We start from the raw sequence: 17,911 nt of genomic DNA on the forward strand, positions 1-17,911 counted from the left end.
CCTCCTTAATTGAGGTCGAAGCGGATCTTCTGCTTCGCCCATACTTTGACCGGCTGCCCCTGGTACTGCGCCGGCTTGAATTCCCAGGTTTTGACGGCCGCGACCGCGACGTCGTCGAAGGTGTCGGCCGGATCGCTCTCAAGCACCCTGACCTTTTCGACACGCCCCTGCTTGTCGATCAGCAGGTTCATCAGGACATACCCCGTGACGCCCATTTTGCGCGCCTTCTTCGGATACTCGATCGGCGTGCGGCGGGAGGGCTGCGGCGCCTGGTCGACCGTATCGTCGGTCATGACCATATCGTTGCCGACATCACCCAGCAGCGCATCGTCGCTGAGCAGATCATCGGCCTGGAACGCTTCCAGGCCCGTATCGAGGCCCGAGAGCTGCGAACTGAGATTCGGCGTCGGCGCGCTGCGCTTCGGCTTCACCTTTTTCGGCTTCGGCTTCGGTTTGGGCTTGGGCTTCGGTTTGGGCTTGGCCACCTGCTGCATATCGAACTGCGCCGAAGCCATCTTCTTCTTCGGCGGCTCCGTCCACCCCTCGTTGTTCATCTCGATCACGACGATAAAGACGAAAAAGAGGCCGAAGACGCTCCACAGGAGGGCCAGCGCGTGTTTTTTCAGCGGGGAAGCGTTGCGCACCTTATCCGACCTCTTTGTTCGTGGCGACCGCGACATCCTTCGCGCCGGAGAGGCGACACTGGTCGACGACTTCGATCAGTTTCTCCACCGCGATCGTGTCATCGGTCACGACCAGGACGGACTTCTCCGTCGAGGTGCGCAGCATGTCGCGCAGTTTGCTCTGCAGCGCCCAGACCTTTATGGGCTGGTTATCGATGTAAGCCTGGGCCTGGTTGTCGAGGTAGACCTTGATCACCTTGCTCGATGCCCGCGTCGCCGAAGAGGCTCCCGGACGTTCAAGGTCGAGCTTCATGTCTTTGACAAAGGTCGTACTGACCATGAAAAAGATCAGCAGAATAAATACCATGTCGATCAGCGGCGAAATGTCGACGGCCTGATCCAGCTCTTTTTTCTGTCTAAAACGCATTTACTTTCCTTCTTCTTCCGAACAGACGATATCTTTGATCTGTTCCAGTTCGAGTTCCATGATCTTCGAGCGGCGGTCGATCAGACGGCCGACGACCAGACCCGGTACGGCGACGACGAGCCCCAGCTGCGTCGTGAACAGCGCCTGGGAGATCCCCCCGGCGATCCCGCCGCCCTGGCTGTAGAGCGTCATGCTCCCGAGCGAATCGAAGGTCTCGATCATCCCGGCTACCGTTCCCAGCAGACCGATCAGCGGCGAGACCATGACGATGGTATTGACGGTTTTGCGGTACTTTTTGAGCTCCTGATAGTAGGAAAAGAACGCATCCTCGATCAGCTCGCGCCCGATCGTGCCGCGGTACCCCTCGTTGACGATCTTCAGGGCATCGACGATCGCGCCGTCGATGAGCCCCCGGGGCACTTCGCGCTTCCCGGAGTCGAACTTGCGGATCAGAACCCGCACGCTCTTTTGCGACCCGCGCTTGATGGCGTGGAAGCGGTAGCCCAGCGCGTACCACAAAACGATGACCAGCACGAACAGCGGCCACATGACAAAGCCGCCGCTCTGCATGTAGACCAGAAACTGATCGAAAAGGTTATGGAGTGCCGGTTGCATTATTTCTGCTTGTTATACTCGTTGATCAGGTGCAGCGCGGACTGCTCCATGCCGTCTTTGATGCGCTCCGCCCAGCCGTTGAGCATGTTGCCCAGCAGCAGCAGCGGGATCGCCACGATCAGACCCAGTTCCGTTGTGACCAGCGCGATCGAGATCCCGCCGGAGAGCAGTTTCGGATCGCCCGTACCGAACTCGGTGATGATGTCGAAGGTTGCGATCATACCGGTCACGGTACCCAGCAGACCCAGCAGCGGCGCGACGGCGGCGACGACCATGATGGCCGAGCCGTAACGGTCGAGACGTTCGCTCTCGTGCATGATCGCCTCGGCAACGATATCCTCGACATGTTCACGATCGCGGTCGAGGTTGCGCACCGTCGCCTTCATGACGCGGGCCGCCGCCCCTTTGCGGCTTTTCAGGAAGTTCAGGGTCGCTTCGACGCCCTTAGACTGCAGTTCGACCAGCGTCTCTTTCGCTACCGGCAGCGTTTTGGACGCAGCACCGCTGAGGAAGAAGCCGCGCAGGACGACGAGCAGGAGTGCGAACAGACCCATCACGACGATAACCCAGCCGATGATACCGCCGGATTCAATGACGTCCATAACGCCCTTGTCCGCCTTGTCCTCAACCTCTTTGGAGACGTTTTCATAGACGAAGATCTCCAGTGATGCGGGCATCTGTCCTGCAGCCAGGGCCGTCGCCGTCGCCGCGGACGCCGGTGCGTCCCACAGTTTCAGCTTGTCGCCGCCCGCCGGGACCAGGACACCGGACGCGCCTTCGGCGACGCCGTAGGTCGCGATGTTACCGACCTTGACGAGCTTGCCTTTCTGCTCCGTACCGTCTTTGAGGTAGAAGCTCCCCTCGGTGACGTTGACAGACGAGAGGTCACGGCCGAGCTTCAGCGTCTCCGCAAAGAGCTGGTTCAGTGTCGCCGGGTAATCATTCTTGTCGATGGCAAGCTTGATGCCGTACGGTGCGAGGGAGGATTGCCCCTGCAGGGCGACGGATTCAAGCAGCGCCGTATCGTCGCTAATGTTCTCCGCGTTCTGCTGTGAGCGGAAAAGCTGTTCGCCGAGGCGGTCGGATGTCTGGGTCTTGACCAGAACGTCATTCTGCAGTGACGCGATCTCTTTTTTCGCAGAAGAGACGCGTGCCGCATCCTCTTTCTTCACCTGGGAAAGACGCTGCTGCAGCATCTCTTTCTGGGCTTTCAGGAACGCAAACTCTTTGGCATAGGCGCGCTGCAGTTCTGTTTCTGTCGCGGCGGAGAGGGAAAGGACCGCCATCATCAGGATAAGGACAATACGTTTCATTATTTCACCTCCGTCGTCGCAATGGCATTCGGCAGGGTAAAGTAGCCGGTGCGGATCTGTTTGTGCATCGCGTCAAACAGCGCGATGATCTGCTCTTGTTCCGCCTTGTTCACGGACTCTTTGTAGTACCAGCCGTTGGCGTCTTTGGCCACGTAGCCGACACGATCGTCCGGCGTCATGAAGTACATCATGACGGTGCCCAGACGTGCGATCTCCGCCAGGCGGTCTTCGCCGTCGAGCTTGATCGTCTGTTTGAAAAGGCCGTTCTCCTTGGTCATGCGCACTTCGTCCGCGTAACTGTTCCAGACCTGCGCCAGCGCCTTCTGCGGCGTGATCAGGCCTTCGTTCATCTGTGATTCGATACGCGCGACATCGTCAAGGCGCTCCGCTGTTTTAAAAGGAAGTTCGGAAGCGATCTGCGTTTTAAGTTCGGCGATGGCGGCAACGACGACGGGCTTGATCCCCTCGCTGTTCTTGCTCGCCGCGGCGATCTGCTGACGGACCTTGGCGATCTCCTGCTCGATCTGCTTGATCTTCAGGTTCTCGCGTCCGATCGTCGCATCGAGTTCGTTCTTTTCGATGACGAGCGAACGCATTGTCGCTTTCGTGTCATCTTTTTCTTCCTGAATCTGCGTGTTCAGTTGTTCGACTTCGGCGCGCAGCTTCATCAGCGATGCCGCCATGTTTTCTTCGGTACTTGCTGCGAGTGTTGTCGCTGCGATCAGCGAACCGGCCAGCCAGAGTTTTATCGTATTCGGTACCATACATACCCCACATAAAAAAGATAGGCGAAGGGTACAGGTTTTGTGTTACGCTACCGTCACCGGAAGATTACATAACGGAAACATTTTTGAGTGTAGAAGGGGGAGAGACCGGGGAAACCCCGGTCGGGGGGAGAGTGAAGGTTACTGTTCCAGCGGATCGTTGGTGCCGGCTTTACCTTTCCAGACGTTAGCTTCGGTCACACCGAGGCATGATACATTGTCATCGACATTGAGGTAGGCTGCGTCAATCGCTGCAAGACCTGTCGTACCGACGTTTGTGACAAAGTAGGCGTATGCCGTATTGGCCGTCGCATCCTTTGAGTTTGTGTCAGAGTACGTCGTTGCATCTGTCAGCGCCACGCTCGTATCTTTGAAACAGACATCGCTGGAGATATGCTTCGCACCTGTCAGGTAAGCATCCTCGCCGCGGAAGAAGACCATTGCCGTATCAACTGTCTTGTCGCTGACGAACTTGACGTTATCCCACTTGAAGCCGGCATCGTACTTGTTGTAGAAACCGCCGCCTTTGATGTACGCCGTATAGTTGATGATATCCGGCTGCGTCGCATTCGTATCATCCGTCGTGATCGTGTTGTTGTCGTTACCGAACTCCATACCCGCAGAGTCGTGATCGTTCGTGCTGTCGACGTTGACCTGCTTAACCAGGACGTTCTGGATCGTACCGCGGTAACCGAGGTCCGTGTCAACAGAGTCGTCGTGAGCGTTGTAGACATAGAGACCGTCGATGTTTACGCGGCCGCCCCAGATCTCCAGACCGTCATCCAGACCGCCGATGATCGCGATGTTTTTCAGGATCGTACCCGAACCGACACCGGCGAGGGAGAGACCGTTGAGCTCTTTGTCTTTCTCGACTTCGTAACCGCTGTGCTTGACAGCGACATACTCCAGGTGACCGGAAGACTGTGTATTGTCACAAGCTACCGTTACACCGCCGTCACAACCGAAGGCAACCGTTTCGTCCGCTTCGTAGTGTGCAACACCGTAGTGTGTGTAAGCGTTACCGGCGAGGACAAGACCGCCCCATTCGCCCGCTGCGTTATCCTGGGAGTTGCCGTCGACATCCTTCTTGGAGGTAAAGACGATCGGCTCCGCCTGCGTACCGATAGCGATCATCTGCGCACCCGCCTCGACGACCATGAAAGAGTTCGGCGTGACGCCGGCCAGTGTCGTACCTGCCGGGATTGTCAGTACTGCCGGCGCTTTGACGTTTACCTTGCCGTCGATCGCGTATTTGACCGTTTTGTCAAGGGTCATGTCGCTTGTGATCTCGCTCGGGAGCGCCGTATAGATGACCGGCGGAGTCTCCAGCGGATCCAGAGAGCCTTCAGAACCTTTCCAGATTGTCGCTTCATCGGCACCCGTACAGACCGTATCCATTGTCGTCGTGTTCGCGTCAACATAGATCGTGCCGCTGCCCGCATAAAGCTTGTTCGTCACAAAGTATGCATAGGCAGTGTCTGCCGTCGCGTCTTTGGAGTTCAGGTTTGTATACGTGCTGTTGTCATCCAGTGTCAGCGCCGTGTCTTTGAAACAGACCGGACCGTCGATGTGTTTTGCACCTGTCGTGTAAGCGTCCTGGCCACGGAAGTGAACCTGCGCTTCGTCCGCCGTCTTGTCGCTGATGAACTTGACGTTGTTCCATTTGAAACCGGCGTCGTACTTGTTGTAGAAACCGCCGCCTTTGATGTACGCCGTATAGTTGATGATGTTCGGCTGTGTCGCGTTGCTGTCGTCCGTTACGATCGTGTTGTTATCGTTACCGAACTCCATACCCGCAGAGTCGTGGTCGTTCGTGCTGTCGACATTGACCTGCTGAACGAGGACGTTCTGGATCGTACCGCGGTAACCGAGGTCGGTGTCGACAGAGTCGTCGTTGGCGTTGTAGACATAGAGACCGTCGATATTGACCGTACCACCCCAGATCTCCAGACCGTCATCCAGACCGCCGATGATCGCAATGTTTTTCAGGATCGTACCCGAACCGACACCCGCGAGGGAGAGACCGTTGAGCTCTTTGTCCTTCTCGACTTCGTAACCCGTGTGGACGACACGGACATACTCGAGGTGACCGGAAGACTGCGTATTGTTACAAGGAACCGTGACGTCGTCACAACCGAAAGCAACCGTTTCGTCCGCTTCGTAGTGTGCGACACCGTAATGCGTGTAAGCGTTACCGGCGAGGATAAGACCGCCCCATTCACCCGCAGCGTTCTGGCTGGAGAGTCCCTGAACATATTTCTGGGAAGTAAACGTAATCGGAGCCGCTTCCGTACCGACAGCATCCAGCTGGGAACCCGGCTCGACGACCATAAAGGAAGCCGGAGCACAACCCGCTACCGTTGTACCGGCAGGAATCGTCAGAACAGCGTTGTTCGTAACGTTAACCTTGCCTTCCAAACCGTAGACTTTTGTGCTGTCCAGGGTCATATCGGCATCGATGACAGCCGGAAGGACCACGTCGATGACAGAAGCGTCACAGACGGCAGTCGTACCGCCGCCGCCACCGCCGCCGCCACCACAGCCTGTAAAAGAAAGTACTGCAGCGGCTGCTGCGCTCAGGGCAATTGTCGAAGTTCTATAAAAATTCGCCATACACTTACTCCAAAGTTGAAAAGTTGCCGCAAGTGTAGGACGCTTGTGTTACTAACGTTGCACAGTCGTGAAACAGTAAGATTACAAAGAAATGATTTTGTCGTAATTTTTGAGTAACCAAAACGTAACATGCTTTCTATACTGTTCTGCCATAAAACACTATCTATAAGGTATCTGGTATGAAAGCTACTATCGCCGTCGTCGAGGATGATACGGATCTTCTTGAGCTCCTGGAGTACAGGCTGGGCAAAGAGGGCTTCGACGTTGTCGGTTTCACCAATACGAAAAACGTGAAGCAGGTGCTGACCGAGGAACCGGTCGACCTGATCATCATGGACCGTAACCTTCCCGATGTCGAGGGGAGCGAATATATCGCGATGCTCCGCTACCAGGGGCTGAAAACCCCGGTCATCTTTCTCTCGGCCAAGGACAGCAATGCCCAGGTCCAGGAGGGATTCCTGCGGGGCGGTGACGACTATATCACCAAGCCTTTTGAAATCGACGAGCTAATCCTGCGGATCAAAGCCGTGCTGCGGCGCACCCGCGGCGAAGAGGAGGAGCAGGTCGTCACCTACCGCGACATCGAGCTGCACCTGCATTCGCGCGAAGCCTTCATCAGCGGGTTATCCGTCGAACTGACCAAACTGGAGTTCAACCTGCTGCGTACCTTCATCGAGAACCGCACCACCGTGCTGCGGCGCGACTACCTGCTCAAAAGCGTCTGGGGGAAAAGCGACAGCTACCAGGGGCGCACGGTCAACGTCGCCATCAACCGCCTCAAAGAGAAGATCGACCCGGACAAGAGCAAAGACTACATCAAAACCGTCCGCGGCATCGGCTACATGATCCGCTAATCGGTGCGCCCGCACCGGAAACAACGACAAAAAAATCAAAAAATATTTTTAGACAAGAAGTGAAACGAAAGGTAGCGCGGTTCAACTGCGCGCGCCCTGGAAGAAGTACCCGCGGGGTGTGAGCTCTCTGCTGAAGAGAACACAGCGTTAGCGTAGGTAATTCGGGCTTAGCCCGTATACCGTCAAGAAAAAGGTGATCAGCCGAACTTGCCGCTGATGTACTCCTGGGTCAGTTTTTCCGCCGGGGTGACGAACATCTCGTCAGTCTTGTTCAGCTCGATCAGCTCCCCAAGATACATAAAGCCCGTATAGTCGCTGACGCGCGCGGCCTGCTGCATGTTGTGCGTCACGATGATGATCGTCACGCGGTCGCGCAGCTCCATCACCAGCTTTTCGATCCCCTGGGTGGAGATGGGGTCCAGGGCCGAGGTCGGTTCGTCAAAGAGCAGGACATCCGGCTCCACGGCGATGGCTCGGGCGATACAGAGACGCTGCTGCTGGCCGCCGGAGAGCCCGTTTGCGTCATGTTTGAGACGGTCTTTCACCTCGTCCCAGATCGCGGCGTCGCGCAGCGCTTTCTCGACACGGTCGGCAAGTTCCGTTTTGTTTTTCAGTCCCTGCAGGCGCATGCCGTAGGCGATGTTGTCGAAGATGCTCATCGGGAACGCCGTCGGCTTCTGGAAGATCATTCCGATCTTGATGCGGAGGTTGATCAGGTCCTCCTTGCTCTCGACGATATTGCGCCCTTCGAACATGATCTTGCCGTCATACGCGTTCCCCGGGTAGAGGTCGTGCATCCGGTTAAAGGAGCGCAGCAGGGTCGTCTTCCCGCATCCGGAAGGTCCGATCAGCGCCGTGACCGAATTTTTCGCGATCGGCATAGAGATGTTTTTAAGGTTCGGTGACGTGGCACCGGCATAGGTGAAACTGAAATTGTTGACTTCGATCGCCTTCTCGGACGGAATGTCGATAACGGTCGCCATAGGCTATCTCCCTTTTTTCTTGAGTAGGATCAGACGGCCCAGAATGTTGAGGCCGAGAATAAACATCGAGAGGATGAACGCCGCGGCCCATCCCATCCGCTGCCAGTCCTCGTAGGGACTGGTTGCGTAGTTGAACATTGTCACCGTCAACGACGCCATCGGTTCATTGAGGTCGTAGTTGAGGAAGTTGTCGTTAAACGAGGTGAAGAGCAGCGGCGCCGTCTCTCCCCCCACGCGGGCGATCCCCAGCAGGACGCCGGTCAGCACCCCCGCCTTCGCACCGCGGTAGACGACCTGCATGATCACCTTGTATTTCGGGGCGCCCAACGCAAAGGCCGCTTCGCGCAGGGTCGAGGGGACAAGCTGGAGCATGTCGTCGGTGGTGCGCAGGATGATCGGGATCATAATGATCGCCAGCGCGATAACGCCGGCCCATCCGCTGAAGTGCCCCATCGGCAGGACGACAATGGCGTAGACAAAGGAGCCGATAACGATGCTCGGCGCACTCATCATAATGTCGGAGATATCGCGGATGATCTCGGCGAGCTTCGACTTCTGGCCGTACTCGCTGAGGTAGGTCCCGGCCAGGATCCCCAGAGGTACCCCGACGAAGGTCGCGACGCCGACAAGGATGAGCTGGCCGATCAGCGCCTGCCGCAGCCCGCTCTCCTCGTAGCCCGGAGGTGCCCCTTCGAAGATGAAGATGTTCCAGTTGATCGCTTCGATGCCGTTGGCGACGAGGACGTAGAGGATCCAGAAGAGAAATCCAATGCCCACGAGGGCCGAAAGGCTTGAAAGCCCCAGCACGATTTTATTGATAAGCAGCCGTTTTTGAATCGCGGTCATTTTACCTTCCTTGTACGGCGCAAAAAGTAGAACTTGGCCATCGCAATGATGACGAAGCTCATCACCATCAGGATCAGCGCCAATCCGAAGAGGCTTGAGAAGTAGAGGTCCGTATCCGCCTCGGTGAATTCGTTGGCCAGGGTGACGGGAATCGACGTCGCCGGCGCGGTGATGTCGAGGGAGATCTTGTGCACGTTCCCCATGACGAAGGTGACGGCCATCGTCTCGCCGACAGCGCGCCCGAGGGCCAGGATCAGCGAGCCGATGATCCCCGCTTTCGCATAGGGGATGACGACATCCTTGATGACGTCCCACTTCGTCGCGCCGAGGGCGTAAGCCGACTCTTTGAGGATGTCGGGCGTGGTATTCATCGCGTCGCGGGTCACCGCCGCCATGAACGGCAGGATCATGATCGCGAGAATGATCCCCGCGGTGAGCATCCCAATGCCCAGACCTCCGAAAATATCACGGATAATCGGCACGAAATAGAAAAGCCCCCACATCCCGTAGATGACCGAGGGGATCGCCGCCAGCAGCTCGATGGAGACGCCGACGGGGGATTTCAGTTTGGCCGGAGCAATCTCGCTCAGGAAGATCGCCACCCCGATGGCGACCGGCACGGCAAAAAGCATCGCCAGGAAGGTCGAGATCACCGAACCGGCGATCGCGGCGAACCCGCCGAATTTCTCCAGGTTCGGTGCCCACTTGTCCCCCAGGACGAAATCGAAGCCAAAAGCAGCGAACGCTTCGGTGGAGTGCTGGAAAAGCACGGTAAAGATCCAGGCGACGAGCAGCAGTATGGCCACGGCAATAATGCGGGTCGCGTTTGCAAACAGTTTGTCAATCAGAAGTGTCAAACTTTCTTCTCTCTTCATAGGGTTTGTAGGCCCTTAATATAGTGGGCGCAATGGTAAGTCACAAATGTTACAGAATAATTACGACGGGGGTAAAAAGACCGGGGAAAAGGCCGTCACTCCTCCAGGGGTCCCCCCGCCGGAAGTGCGCTGTCCGTCGGCTTCTGCAGCAGGGGAGTGATGCCGAAACCAAACGAGGAGCCCTCTCCCTCCACGCTGCTGATCTGAAGTTTCGTGCCGTGCAGTGCCAGGATATAGCTGACGATGGAGAGCCCCAACCCCATCGAATTGTCCCAGGTATTCTTTTCGACGCGGTAGAACTTGCTGCTGATGCGCTCGATCTCCTTGGCGGCGATCCCGATCCCGCGGTCGTGTACCCAGAGTGTCCCCTCATTGATCTCAAGGAGCACGGCCGATTCGGAGTACTTCATGGCATTGTCAAGCAGATTGGTGACGACCAGGTCGATCATCGTGCGGTCCGCTTCGACGAAGATGGATTCACAGGAAACCTCCAGCGTACGGTCCGTGTACTTTTTCGTAATGTTGTTCGCACACTCCGTTGCCAGATCACAGAGGTCAAACCGGCTGTATGAAGGGGCCAGGTCGTTGTTCTCGAGTTTGACGGAGAGCGACAGGCGGTCAAGCATCGTCGAGATCTTCTGGGCGTTTGCCGTGATCTTCTGCAAGAAGCGCTGGCGGATCCTGCCGTCTATTTCCGGGTCGTCATAGAGGGTCTCCGCATACCCGACGATCGAGGCGATCGGGTTTTTGAATTCATGGCTGATGGCGGAGAGGATATCGTTGCGCTGCTTGTTGATCAGGCGCAGGCGCGCCGTGTACTTGCGCTTCTGACGCTCGCGCTTGGCCAGTTTTTTGACAAGGTTCTTCAGCAGCAGCGAGATCTGCAGGAACTCGGTGAAGTAGCGGGGTTTCACCACCGCCTTGTAGTTCTTGTCGCTGATCTCTTCGAGATAGGCCGAGAGCTGGGCGATGTCGTAACGGATCTTGCGGCTCATCCGTATGGCGAGGTAGACCACGACGAGCAGCAGCAGCCCCAGCACGGTTGCGAGCCGGAAGAGCAGCGTGTAGAAGTCGTCGAGTACCTTCTGAAGGCTGACCGCAAGACGGAGCGTATAGGTGCTGCCCTGCCAGACGATACGCTTTGCCACATAGAGAAAATCGATGCCGATCGTATGGGAGAAACGGACGGCCTGGCCGTACTCGCCCTTGGCCGCCGCCATCACCTCTTCGCGGTTGGCGTGGTTTTCCATCTCTTCACGGTTCGCATCGCTCTCCGCCGCCACGGTGCCGTCGACGGCAATGACGGTGATACGCTTCCCGATCTGCGGCGCCGTCTCCGCAATATAGCGGTCCATGTTCGTGACATACTGCAGGGTCGACTCTATCAGTCCGATCTCCTGCTTGAGACGTACCTCGTAGTCGCTGATAACGGACTCTTTGAGGGTAAAGTAGCCCACAAAGGAGGCGATAAGCCCCATCAGCGTGAAGATGCCGAGAAATTGGAGGATAAAGGAGTGGTGGATCTTCAGCAAAGTGTGTACCCTACTCCGCGTACCGTTTTGATGTACTCTTTGCTTTTGTCAGGGTCGATCTTCTCTTTGAGGCGGTTGATGGCGACATTGACGGTGCGGTCCTGGTACACCTCATCGCCCCCCCAGACGTGCTCCAGCAGGTAATCCCGGTCGAGCACGACGTTCTGGTTTGAGATAAGCGTATGCAGCAGATCGAATTCGAGCTTGGTCAGCGCGATGGGCGTCCCCTCTATGGTCACCTCACGCGAAGCGAGGTTGAGCAGGATGTCCCGATAGGCGACGACACCTTCGGAAGGGCTGCCCTTGGTCCGGCGGAGTATCGCGTTGATGCGCAGCAGAAGCTCTTTCATATTAAAAGGCTTCGTCATATAGTCATCCCCGCCGCGCAGGAATCCCTCTTCGATCTCGCTCTCTTTGTTCTTGGCGCTGAGATAGATGACGGGGGTCTGGACCCCCTCCTTGCGCAGTGAAGCGATAAACTCGCTCCCCTCCGCCCCGGGAAGGTTCCGGTCCATGATCATCAGATCGACGGACTCCTCGTCGAGCACGCGGCGGACGTTCTTCGTGTTCAAGAAACCGATCGTCTCGAAGCCCTCTTTTTCCAGGTTGTACTCGATGAGTTCGAGCAGATCCTCTTCATCTTCAACGATGACTATCGTCGTATGCATTGCGTTTCCCACTCCCTTGTCAATAGCTCTGAAGTTTTCCGCCTTTTTGTTCGAACATCAGCAGGTTGGCGACGTTCACGGCACGATCACATACCCGTTCCAACTTGCGCAGTGTTCCGAGCATACGCACATATTCGGCGGAAAGCTCGTGTTCGGAAATAATCATTGACATGATATCTTTTTCCAGGATCGCAAAGAGATCATCGTTCTTGCTCTCTTCGACCATGACCTTGCGGTACGTCTCTTCGACATCGCAGTTCGCGATATCGGAAACACAGGTGTGAATGCAGGCCAGGGCGTTGACGACGCTCTTGTGCAGCTGCACGATGGCGTTGTCAAACGGTTCGAGATCGCAGTCGCTCTGCAGAAGCTCACGGATGCGGCGGGCATACTTTTTTGTCCCTTCGGCGATGCGTACCAGTTCGTTCGTCATCTTGAGGTAGGCGACCAGCCCCCGCAGTTCCTGGGCCTCCGGACCGAACAGTGCGAAGGTCTTGACGATCTCGTTGTCGACGGTGTTGCCGTCGTTTTCGATCATCTTCAATGTGTCTGTTGCCGCTTCGAAGCCTTCTGCACTCTTGGCGCTGTACGCCTCAAGGGCCATACGGTTCGCCGTGACCTCTTTTTGAATGATCTCGGCAATCATCCCCTGAATCTCGCGCAACTTCGTTTCGTAGCGTGGAAGCATGCTTATCCTTACTTTCTTTCAGATAGTTTATCACAATTCAGGCCTGCGGCGGTATCACCGTTTCGGGCCGTGCTATGCGATATATTTATAAATGTCGGGCGCGATTATACGGAGGCTTGGTAACATAAAGGTTACAAAAAATCCGCCCTCTCCGCCGCAAAGCGTAATCATTCTGTAACCATACGATTTTACAATGCCGCCATCACAACACGAAGGATCGTTTATGCTCAAACGCATTGCAACTGCCCTCACGCTTGCATCGCTTGCACTGACCTCTGCCGCTGCCGCCGACAAGATCAGCGGTGCCGGTGCCTCATTCCCTGCCCCCCTCTATTATGACTGGGCTTTCAACTATGGCAAAGAGACTCACAGCCGCGTCAACTACCAGTCCATCGGTTCCGGCGGCGGGATCAAGCAGATCACGAACCGTATCGTCGACTTCGGTGCTTCCGACAAACCCCTCAAGACCAAGGAGCTGAACAAAGCGAAACTGCTTCAGTTCCCGGCCGTCATCGGCGCCATCGTCGTTGCCTACAACCTTCCGGGGATCGCCGACGAACAGCTCAAGCTCTCCAACGGCATCGTCGCCGACATTTTCGCCGGCAAGATCACAATGTGGAACGATCCTGCCATCGCGGCAGAGAACAAAGGGCTGGAACTCCCGAACCAGAAGATCATCGTCGTCCACCGTTCCGACGGTTCCGGCACAACGTACAACTTCACCTACTACCTGACAAAGAGCTCTGAAAACTGGGCGAACAACTACGGTGCCGGCAAGGCGATTGACTGGGCTGTCGGTATGGGCGGCAAAGGAAACGAAGGTGTCTCCAACCTCCTCAAACAGACCCCGTACACGATCGGCTACATCGAAAGCGCCTACAAAGAGAAGAACCATCTCGCCGCGGCAACGCTGCAGACGGCAAACGGCAAATGGGTCGCGGCGCGTGAAGAGAATTTCAAAGCCGCTGCCAAGTACGCCAGCTGGACGAAAGAGGACAACTTCTACGCGCTGCTCGCCCTGCAGCCCGGCGACACTTCCTATCCGATCGTCGCGGCGACTTTCATTCTCCTGCCGAAAGAGAAACCGGCTATGGACAAGAAGGTAACCGCTTTCTTCGACTACGCCTTCAAAAAGGGTGACGACAGTGCGAAAAAGCTCGGATACATCCCGCTGCCCGAAAGCACAAAGCAGATGATCCGCGAGTACTGGACGACCAACATCAAATAACCCGGGGGTTCCCCTTCTTTTTTGCGGCGGCTTCGTGCCGCCGATTCTCCTTCAAAGCGCTCCCTGCGAGCCGCTTCACTCCTCTAAAAACACTATTTCAACCGTTTCTGCCTGAAAGCACCCTGTGCTATACTGAACCCGATACGGTTCATCTCAGCACAACCGCATCCGGTTACATGACAGTCGCACTTTGGTTACATAAAGACACAGCTTTGTAATCTTTATGTAATCTACCTGCTTTACAATTCCCGCAACTTATTATGAGGAACCGAAAAATGAAACAGATCGTTTTCACGACGATTACCGCACTCCTGCTGGGCGCCACGGCTGCGAACGCAACCCAATTCTATGTCGACGGCAAGGGCCAGGTCTTTACCGAACCGGCCGAGGACAGAACGGCACTGGAATCGGAAACACCGGTTTTTGCCAAATCATCCAAGCTCGAGTTCAGCGGCCTGCACTATCTCGGCTACACCTATGAAGACAAAAAAGCCCTTCCCGAGGACAACCTCGAAGAGCTGCAAACGGGGAACTTCGAATTCAGACGGAACTACATACAGGTCAAAGCCTTCTTCTTCGACGATCCGAAAAGCTACCTCCGCGTCACCCTTGACACGACCTATGACGCGACCAACAGCTCGACCGGCGGTTATGCGAACATGTACGTCAAGTACGCCTACATCTACCTCAACAACATCCTGCCTTATACGGGTGTCGAATTCGGTATGGCGCACCGCCCCTGGATCGACTACGAAGAGCACAACGGCTGGTGGTACCGTTCAATCTCCAAAACGATGGTGGAATCGGCGCAGGCTGCCGACCTGACCAACTCTGCGGATGCCGGGATCAACTTCAAGACCAAACTCCCCTATTTCACCTCCGAGATCGGTCTGTTCAACGGTGAAGGCTACCACGGGACGCAGGGCAACAACGACAAGATCGGTACGGGGAACTCCATCGAATGGCGCCTCACGGCTGCCGCGCTCGGAGACGGCGATGTGAAACGCAAGGCGACCAAGAACACCTACCTGGATCTCTCTTTCTTCGGCCAGTACAATATGCTCAACGACGGCAACGAAATGAACGGAACGGCGCAGACCTATACATTCTACGGCTTCCACACCGTCTACAATATGCCTTCGTTCCTGCTCTCTGCACAATATGTTATCGCGGAGAACAACAATGACACGACCTATAAGAAGAGCGGTTCGGGCTTCTCTGTGAACGGAACATACCGCTTCGGCGACGCCTACGAGTTCGAAGTGCTGGCCCGTTACGACAACTGGACGGCAAAGATGGACAACAATCCGGATCTGAACACCGAGAACTACATCTACGGTGCGGCATGGAGACAGAACAAGAACCTCAAATGGCTCCTGACCGGCGAGACCTATGTCGCCAACGACAAGAAGAACTATGCCGGCAGCTATACCCAGGACTTCACCGCGGTTATGCTGACCGCAGAAGTCAGCTGGTAAATCCCGCCAGACAACACTACCCCAGGAGGCAGAACAGTTCCCGGAGCTCTTTTGGGCTCTGCGGACGGTTAACGCTCCAGCTATCTCCCCCATTTTTCTGCAGCTCGATCTCCGCGTTTCATTGCATGAAGCAGATGACGCAGTATTGAGAACATTTTCATTACAGTAATGTAACCCTTTTGTAATCTTTAGCCTCTACAATGCCGCCACCTATTTTGAGGAGTAACCCAATCATGAAAAGCACATTGATTTCATCCTTGGCTGTTGTCGCTTTGAGCACAGCTGCCCATGCGACAAGCACGACACTCTACACCGACCCGACCACCGGTCAGGTCTTTACCCAAGAGGGCGAAAACCGCGTCAAAATGGGAGAGTTCATCCCTGCCGAAAGCGCGAAAGCCAACGAAAAAACGGCAACGCTGCAGGGCCCGACCGTTGAAAACGGCGATTCGCCGGAGTTCCTGCTGGGCAAAGAGACGGCGCCGAACATGAAGTTCACGGCGTCGGACAATCCGGACATGTGGCTCAAACTCGGGGTTCGCATCCAGGGGACGTTTGAAAACTACCAGCGCGATTACGAAGACGCGGCGAAGAGCGACACCGACAACTGGGACGCCTACCTCCGCCGTACGCGTTTCGAAGCCGCCGCGGGCTTCGGCAAGCACGTCTCGTTCACGATGGATATCCGCAACGACAAGGCCAACTATCAAGATGACGGCGAGCAGAAGTTCAACGTCGGTGATGCCTACCTCAAGATCAGCAAACCCTTCAATACATCCCTCGTGAACTTCCGCCTCTACCGCGGAAAGATCGACGTGTCGCGTACCGAAACCGTCAAATCCGCCTACGTGCTGCACTACGACCGCCCGCACGTCGCCGACGAAGCGGCCCAGTACATCACCCACAACCGCCGGGGAACCAATGCGAAGATGTACGGGGACTGGAAGAAGAAAATCTATTACGAAGTCGCTTTCGGTGACGGCGTCTACTCCGGCAAGTTCAAAGACGCGGGCGGCAGCAGCTTCGACGGGGATGATTTCAACCAGAAGAGCTTCTTCTACGGCGGGAAAATCGTCCTCTCGCCCTTTGACGGCTGGGAAGAGACCAAGCGTACGGAGACCTACTTCGGCAAAGGCAAGCACTTCGAGATCGGTGCCGCCTACTGGAACAGCCCCGGCATCGAATATGCCGACAGCAACGTGTCACAGACCATCGACCACGAGCTGATCAACCTCGAGATGTCGGCACACTACAAAGGCGCCTTTGTGCAGGCGGAGTGGTTCCGGTTCGACGGTGTCGTCAAGAACTGGGGCGAAGCCGAGACCGGCAAATCCAGCGGCTGGTACGTGACCGGGGAGTACGTCATCGAAGCGCTGAATTACCTCGCACCTTTTGTCCGTTACGAAAACTGGGACAAATACGACGGGAAAGGGGACTGGAAACTCGAATCGAAAATGGCAGGGGTCAACTGGTACCTCAGAGGCAACTCGACCAAAGTCGGTCTCGTGTTCCAGGAGGATACCTACGGAAAAGATCTCGGCGACTATACCGATACGCGCTTCAAGCTGACGACGCAGTGGTTCTTCTAAGAACCGCCGCCCCCTCCTCTACACCTCAATCCTCGATGTAGTACCCGATACCCGAAGCGTTCTGGATAATATCCGTGGGCAGCTTGTTGCGCAGACGCCAGACCAGGGTACGCACACTGTTCTCCGTCGCTCCCTTCTCCTCCCAGACGTAATTGATCGCCTGGTCGAAACTGACCACCAAGCCCAACTGGGCCACCAGCAGCCGCATGAAGGCGTTCTCTTTCTTGGTCAGCTTGATCTTCTTACCCTGATAAAAGGTCTCGCAGACGCTGATGTCGAGATAGTAGTCCTCTCCGAAGGGGACAATAGGCTTGTCGGAGAGCTTCTTGTTGTAAAGCAGTTTCTCGAGGTTGAGTTTGTCGTTCTTCAACCCCTCGAAGTTCTCTTCGCGCTCCTTTTCGACATGAAACTTGTACATCGCCATCTGGATCGTCGCATGCAGCGACTCCGGGTCGAAAGGTTTGACGATATAGCCGTACGGTTCGGTCTGTTTCGCCTCGTCGATGATGTCGGCATCGGAGTGGGCGGTAAGGTAGATGAAAGGGAGGCAATGCCTCTCGCGGATATACTTCGCCAGTTCGATACCGTCGGCATCTTCCTGCAGGCTGATATCGACCAGGACGATATCGGGCTCATACACCTTGATCTTATTGGGTGCCTGGATCGAAGAATCTACCGTGGCAGCGACTTCATATCCCTGGTTTTCCAAAGCGATCTGCAGGTTCATCGCTGTAACGGGATCGTCCTCGACGATCATGACTTTGTAACTTTCCATCCCAACCCTTAAACAATCTCGATAATGCCCCTCAAAAAGT

17 protein-coding genes are annotated in these 17,911 nt (G+C 55.9%); 4 read left to right on the forward strand and 13 right to left on the reverse strand.

All coding sequences use genetic code 11. The annotated features are described in order from the left end of the window. Positions 1-5 precede the first annotated feature (5 nt). The 6 genes from WCX72_RS10160 to WCX72_RS10185 form a co-directional block, all read right to left on the reverse strand. A complete protein-coding gene (locus WCX72_RS10160; RefSeq protein WP_345969675.1) occupies positions 6-644 on the reverse strand; it encodes a TonB family protein in 639 nt (212 codons plus the stop codon). A gap of 1 nt (position 645) precedes the next feature. Beyond that, a complete protein-coding gene (locus WCX72_RS10165; RefSeq protein WP_231018928.1) occupies positions 646-1,050 on the reverse strand; it encodes a biopolymer transporter ExbD in 405 nt (134 codons plus the stop codon). Further along, complete coding sequence (locus tag WCX72_RS10170; protein ID WP_345969676.1) at positions 1,051-1,665, reverse strand: MotA/TolQ/ExbB proton channel family protein; 615 nt, start codon at positions 1,663-1,665, stop codon at positions 1,051-1,053. It lies immediately after the preceding gene. Further along, on the reverse strand, positions 1,665-2,978 hold the full coding sequence (locus tag WCX72_RS10175; RefSeq protein ID WP_345969677.1) for a MotA/TolQ/ExbB proton channel family protein: 1,314 nt from the start codon (positions 2,976-2,978) through the stop codon (positions 1,665-1,667). The genes WCX72_RS10170 and WCX72_RS10175 overlap by 1 nt, the downstream gene beginning before the upstream one ends. Then, positions 2,978-3,742 (reverse strand): DUF3450 family protein, encoded by a 765-nt coding sequence (locus WCX72_RS10180; protein ID WP_345969678.1) that lies wholly within the window; start codon positions 3,740-3,742, stop codon positions 2,978-2,980. The genes WCX72_RS10175 and WCX72_RS10180 overlap by 1 nt, the downstream gene beginning before the upstream one ends. 141 nt (positions 3,743-3,883) lie before the next feature. Then, positions 3,884-6,355, reverse strand: coding sequence for a hypothetical protein (locus WCX72_RS10185; RefSeq protein ID WP_345969679.1), 2,472 nt, complete (start codon positions 6,353-6,355; stop codon positions 3,884-3,886). Between the two features lie 179 nt (positions 6,356-6,534). Here WCX72_RS10185 and WCX72_RS10190 point away from each other — a divergent pair, with 179 nt between their 5' ends. Continuing rightward, positions 6,535-7,209, forward strand: a complete 675-nt coding sequence (locus WCX72_RS10190; protein ID WP_345969680.1) for a response regulator transcription factor — start codon at positions 6,535-6,537, stop codon at positions 7,207-7,209. Between the two features lie 197 nt (positions 7,210-7,406). Here WCX72_RS10190 and pstB read toward each other — a convergent pair whose 3' ends face one another. The 6 genes from pstB to WCX72_RS10220 form a co-directional block, all read right to left on the reverse strand. After that, positions 7,407-8,192 (reverse strand): phosphate ABC transporter ATP-binding protein PstB, encoded by a 786-nt coding sequence (pstB, locus tag WCX72_RS10195; protein WP_231018934.1) that lies wholly within the window; start codon positions 8,190-8,192, stop codon positions 7,407-7,409. Between the two features lie 3 nt (positions 8,193-8,195). Continuing rightward, positions 8,196-9,038, reverse strand: a complete 843-nt coding sequence (gene pstA, locus WCX72_RS10200) for a phosphate ABC transporter permease PstA (RefSeq protein ID WP_345969681.1) — start codon at positions 9,036-9,038, stop codon at positions 8,196-8,198. Beyond that, positions 9,035-9,895, reverse strand: coding sequence for a phosphate ABC transporter permease subunit PstC (gene pstC / locus WCX72_RS10205; protein ID WP_345969682.1), 861 nt, complete (start codon positions 9,893-9,895; stop codon positions 9,035-9,037). The genes pstA and pstC overlap by 4 nt, the downstream gene beginning before the upstream one ends. Positions 9,896-10,008: 113 nt before the next feature. Continuing rightward, positions 10,009-11,445 carry an ATP-binding protein gene (locus tag WCX72_RS10210; protein WP_231018938.1) on the reverse strand — a complete coding sequence of 479 codons (1,437 nt, stop codon included), beginning with the start codon at positions 11,443-11,445 and terminating at the stop codon, positions 10,009-10,011. Continuing rightward, a complete protein-coding gene (locus WCX72_RS10215) occupies positions 11,439-12,113 on the reverse strand; it encodes a response regulator transcription factor (protein WP_231018939.1) in 675 nt (224 codons plus the stop codon). Before WCX72_RS10215 ends, WCX72_RS10210 begins: the two co-directional genes overlap by 7 nt. A gap of 19 nt (positions 12,114-12,132) precedes the next feature. After that, positions 12,133-12,801 (reverse strand): PhoU domain-containing protein, encoded by a 669-nt coding sequence (locus tag WCX72_RS10220; RefSeq protein ID WP_231018940.1) that lies wholly within the window; start codon positions 12,799-12,801, stop codon positions 12,133-12,135. 223 nt (positions 12,802-13,024) lie between these two features. Between WCX72_RS10220 and pstS the strand changes: the two genes are divergently transcribed. The 3 genes from pstS (at position 13,025) to WCX72_RS10235 (ending at position 17,096) form a co-directional block, all read left to right on the forward strand. Next, positions 13,025-14,029: a phosphate ABC transporter substrate-binding protein PstS gene (gene pstS, locus WCX72_RS10225; RefSeq protein WP_231018941.1), complete on the forward strand. Its 1,005-nt coding sequence runs from the start codon at positions 13,025-13,027 to the stop codon at positions 14,027-14,029. 275 nt (positions 14,030-14,304) lie between these two features. Then, entirely contained in the window at positions 14,305-15,507 is a 1,203-nt protein-coding gene (locus tag WCX72_RS10230; RefSeq protein ID WP_231018942.1) for a hypothetical protein, read from the forward strand. 233 nt (positions 15,508-15,740) lie between these two features. Continuing rightward, complete coding sequence (locus WCX72_RS10235) at positions 15,741-17,096, forward strand: hypothetical protein (protein ID WP_345969683.1); 1,356 nt, start codon at positions 15,741-15,743, stop codon at positions 17,094-17,096. Positions 17,097-17,121: 25 nt separating this feature from the next. On the opposite strand, the gene WCX72_RS10240 is transcribed toward WCX72_RS10235, so the two are convergent. Next, a complete protein-coding gene (locus tag WCX72_RS10240; protein WP_231018945.1) occupies positions 17,122-17,871 on the reverse strand; it encodes a response regulator in 750 nt (249 codons plus the stop codon). Between the last annotated feature and the right edge of the window lie 40 nt (positions 17,872-17,911).

Origin of the sequence: Thiomicrolovo immobilis (assembly GCF_039645955.1) — a bacterium.
Lineage (GTDB): Bacteria > Campylobacterota > Campylobacteria > Campylobacterales > Sulfurimonadaceae > Thiomicrolovo > Thiomicrolovo diazotrophicus.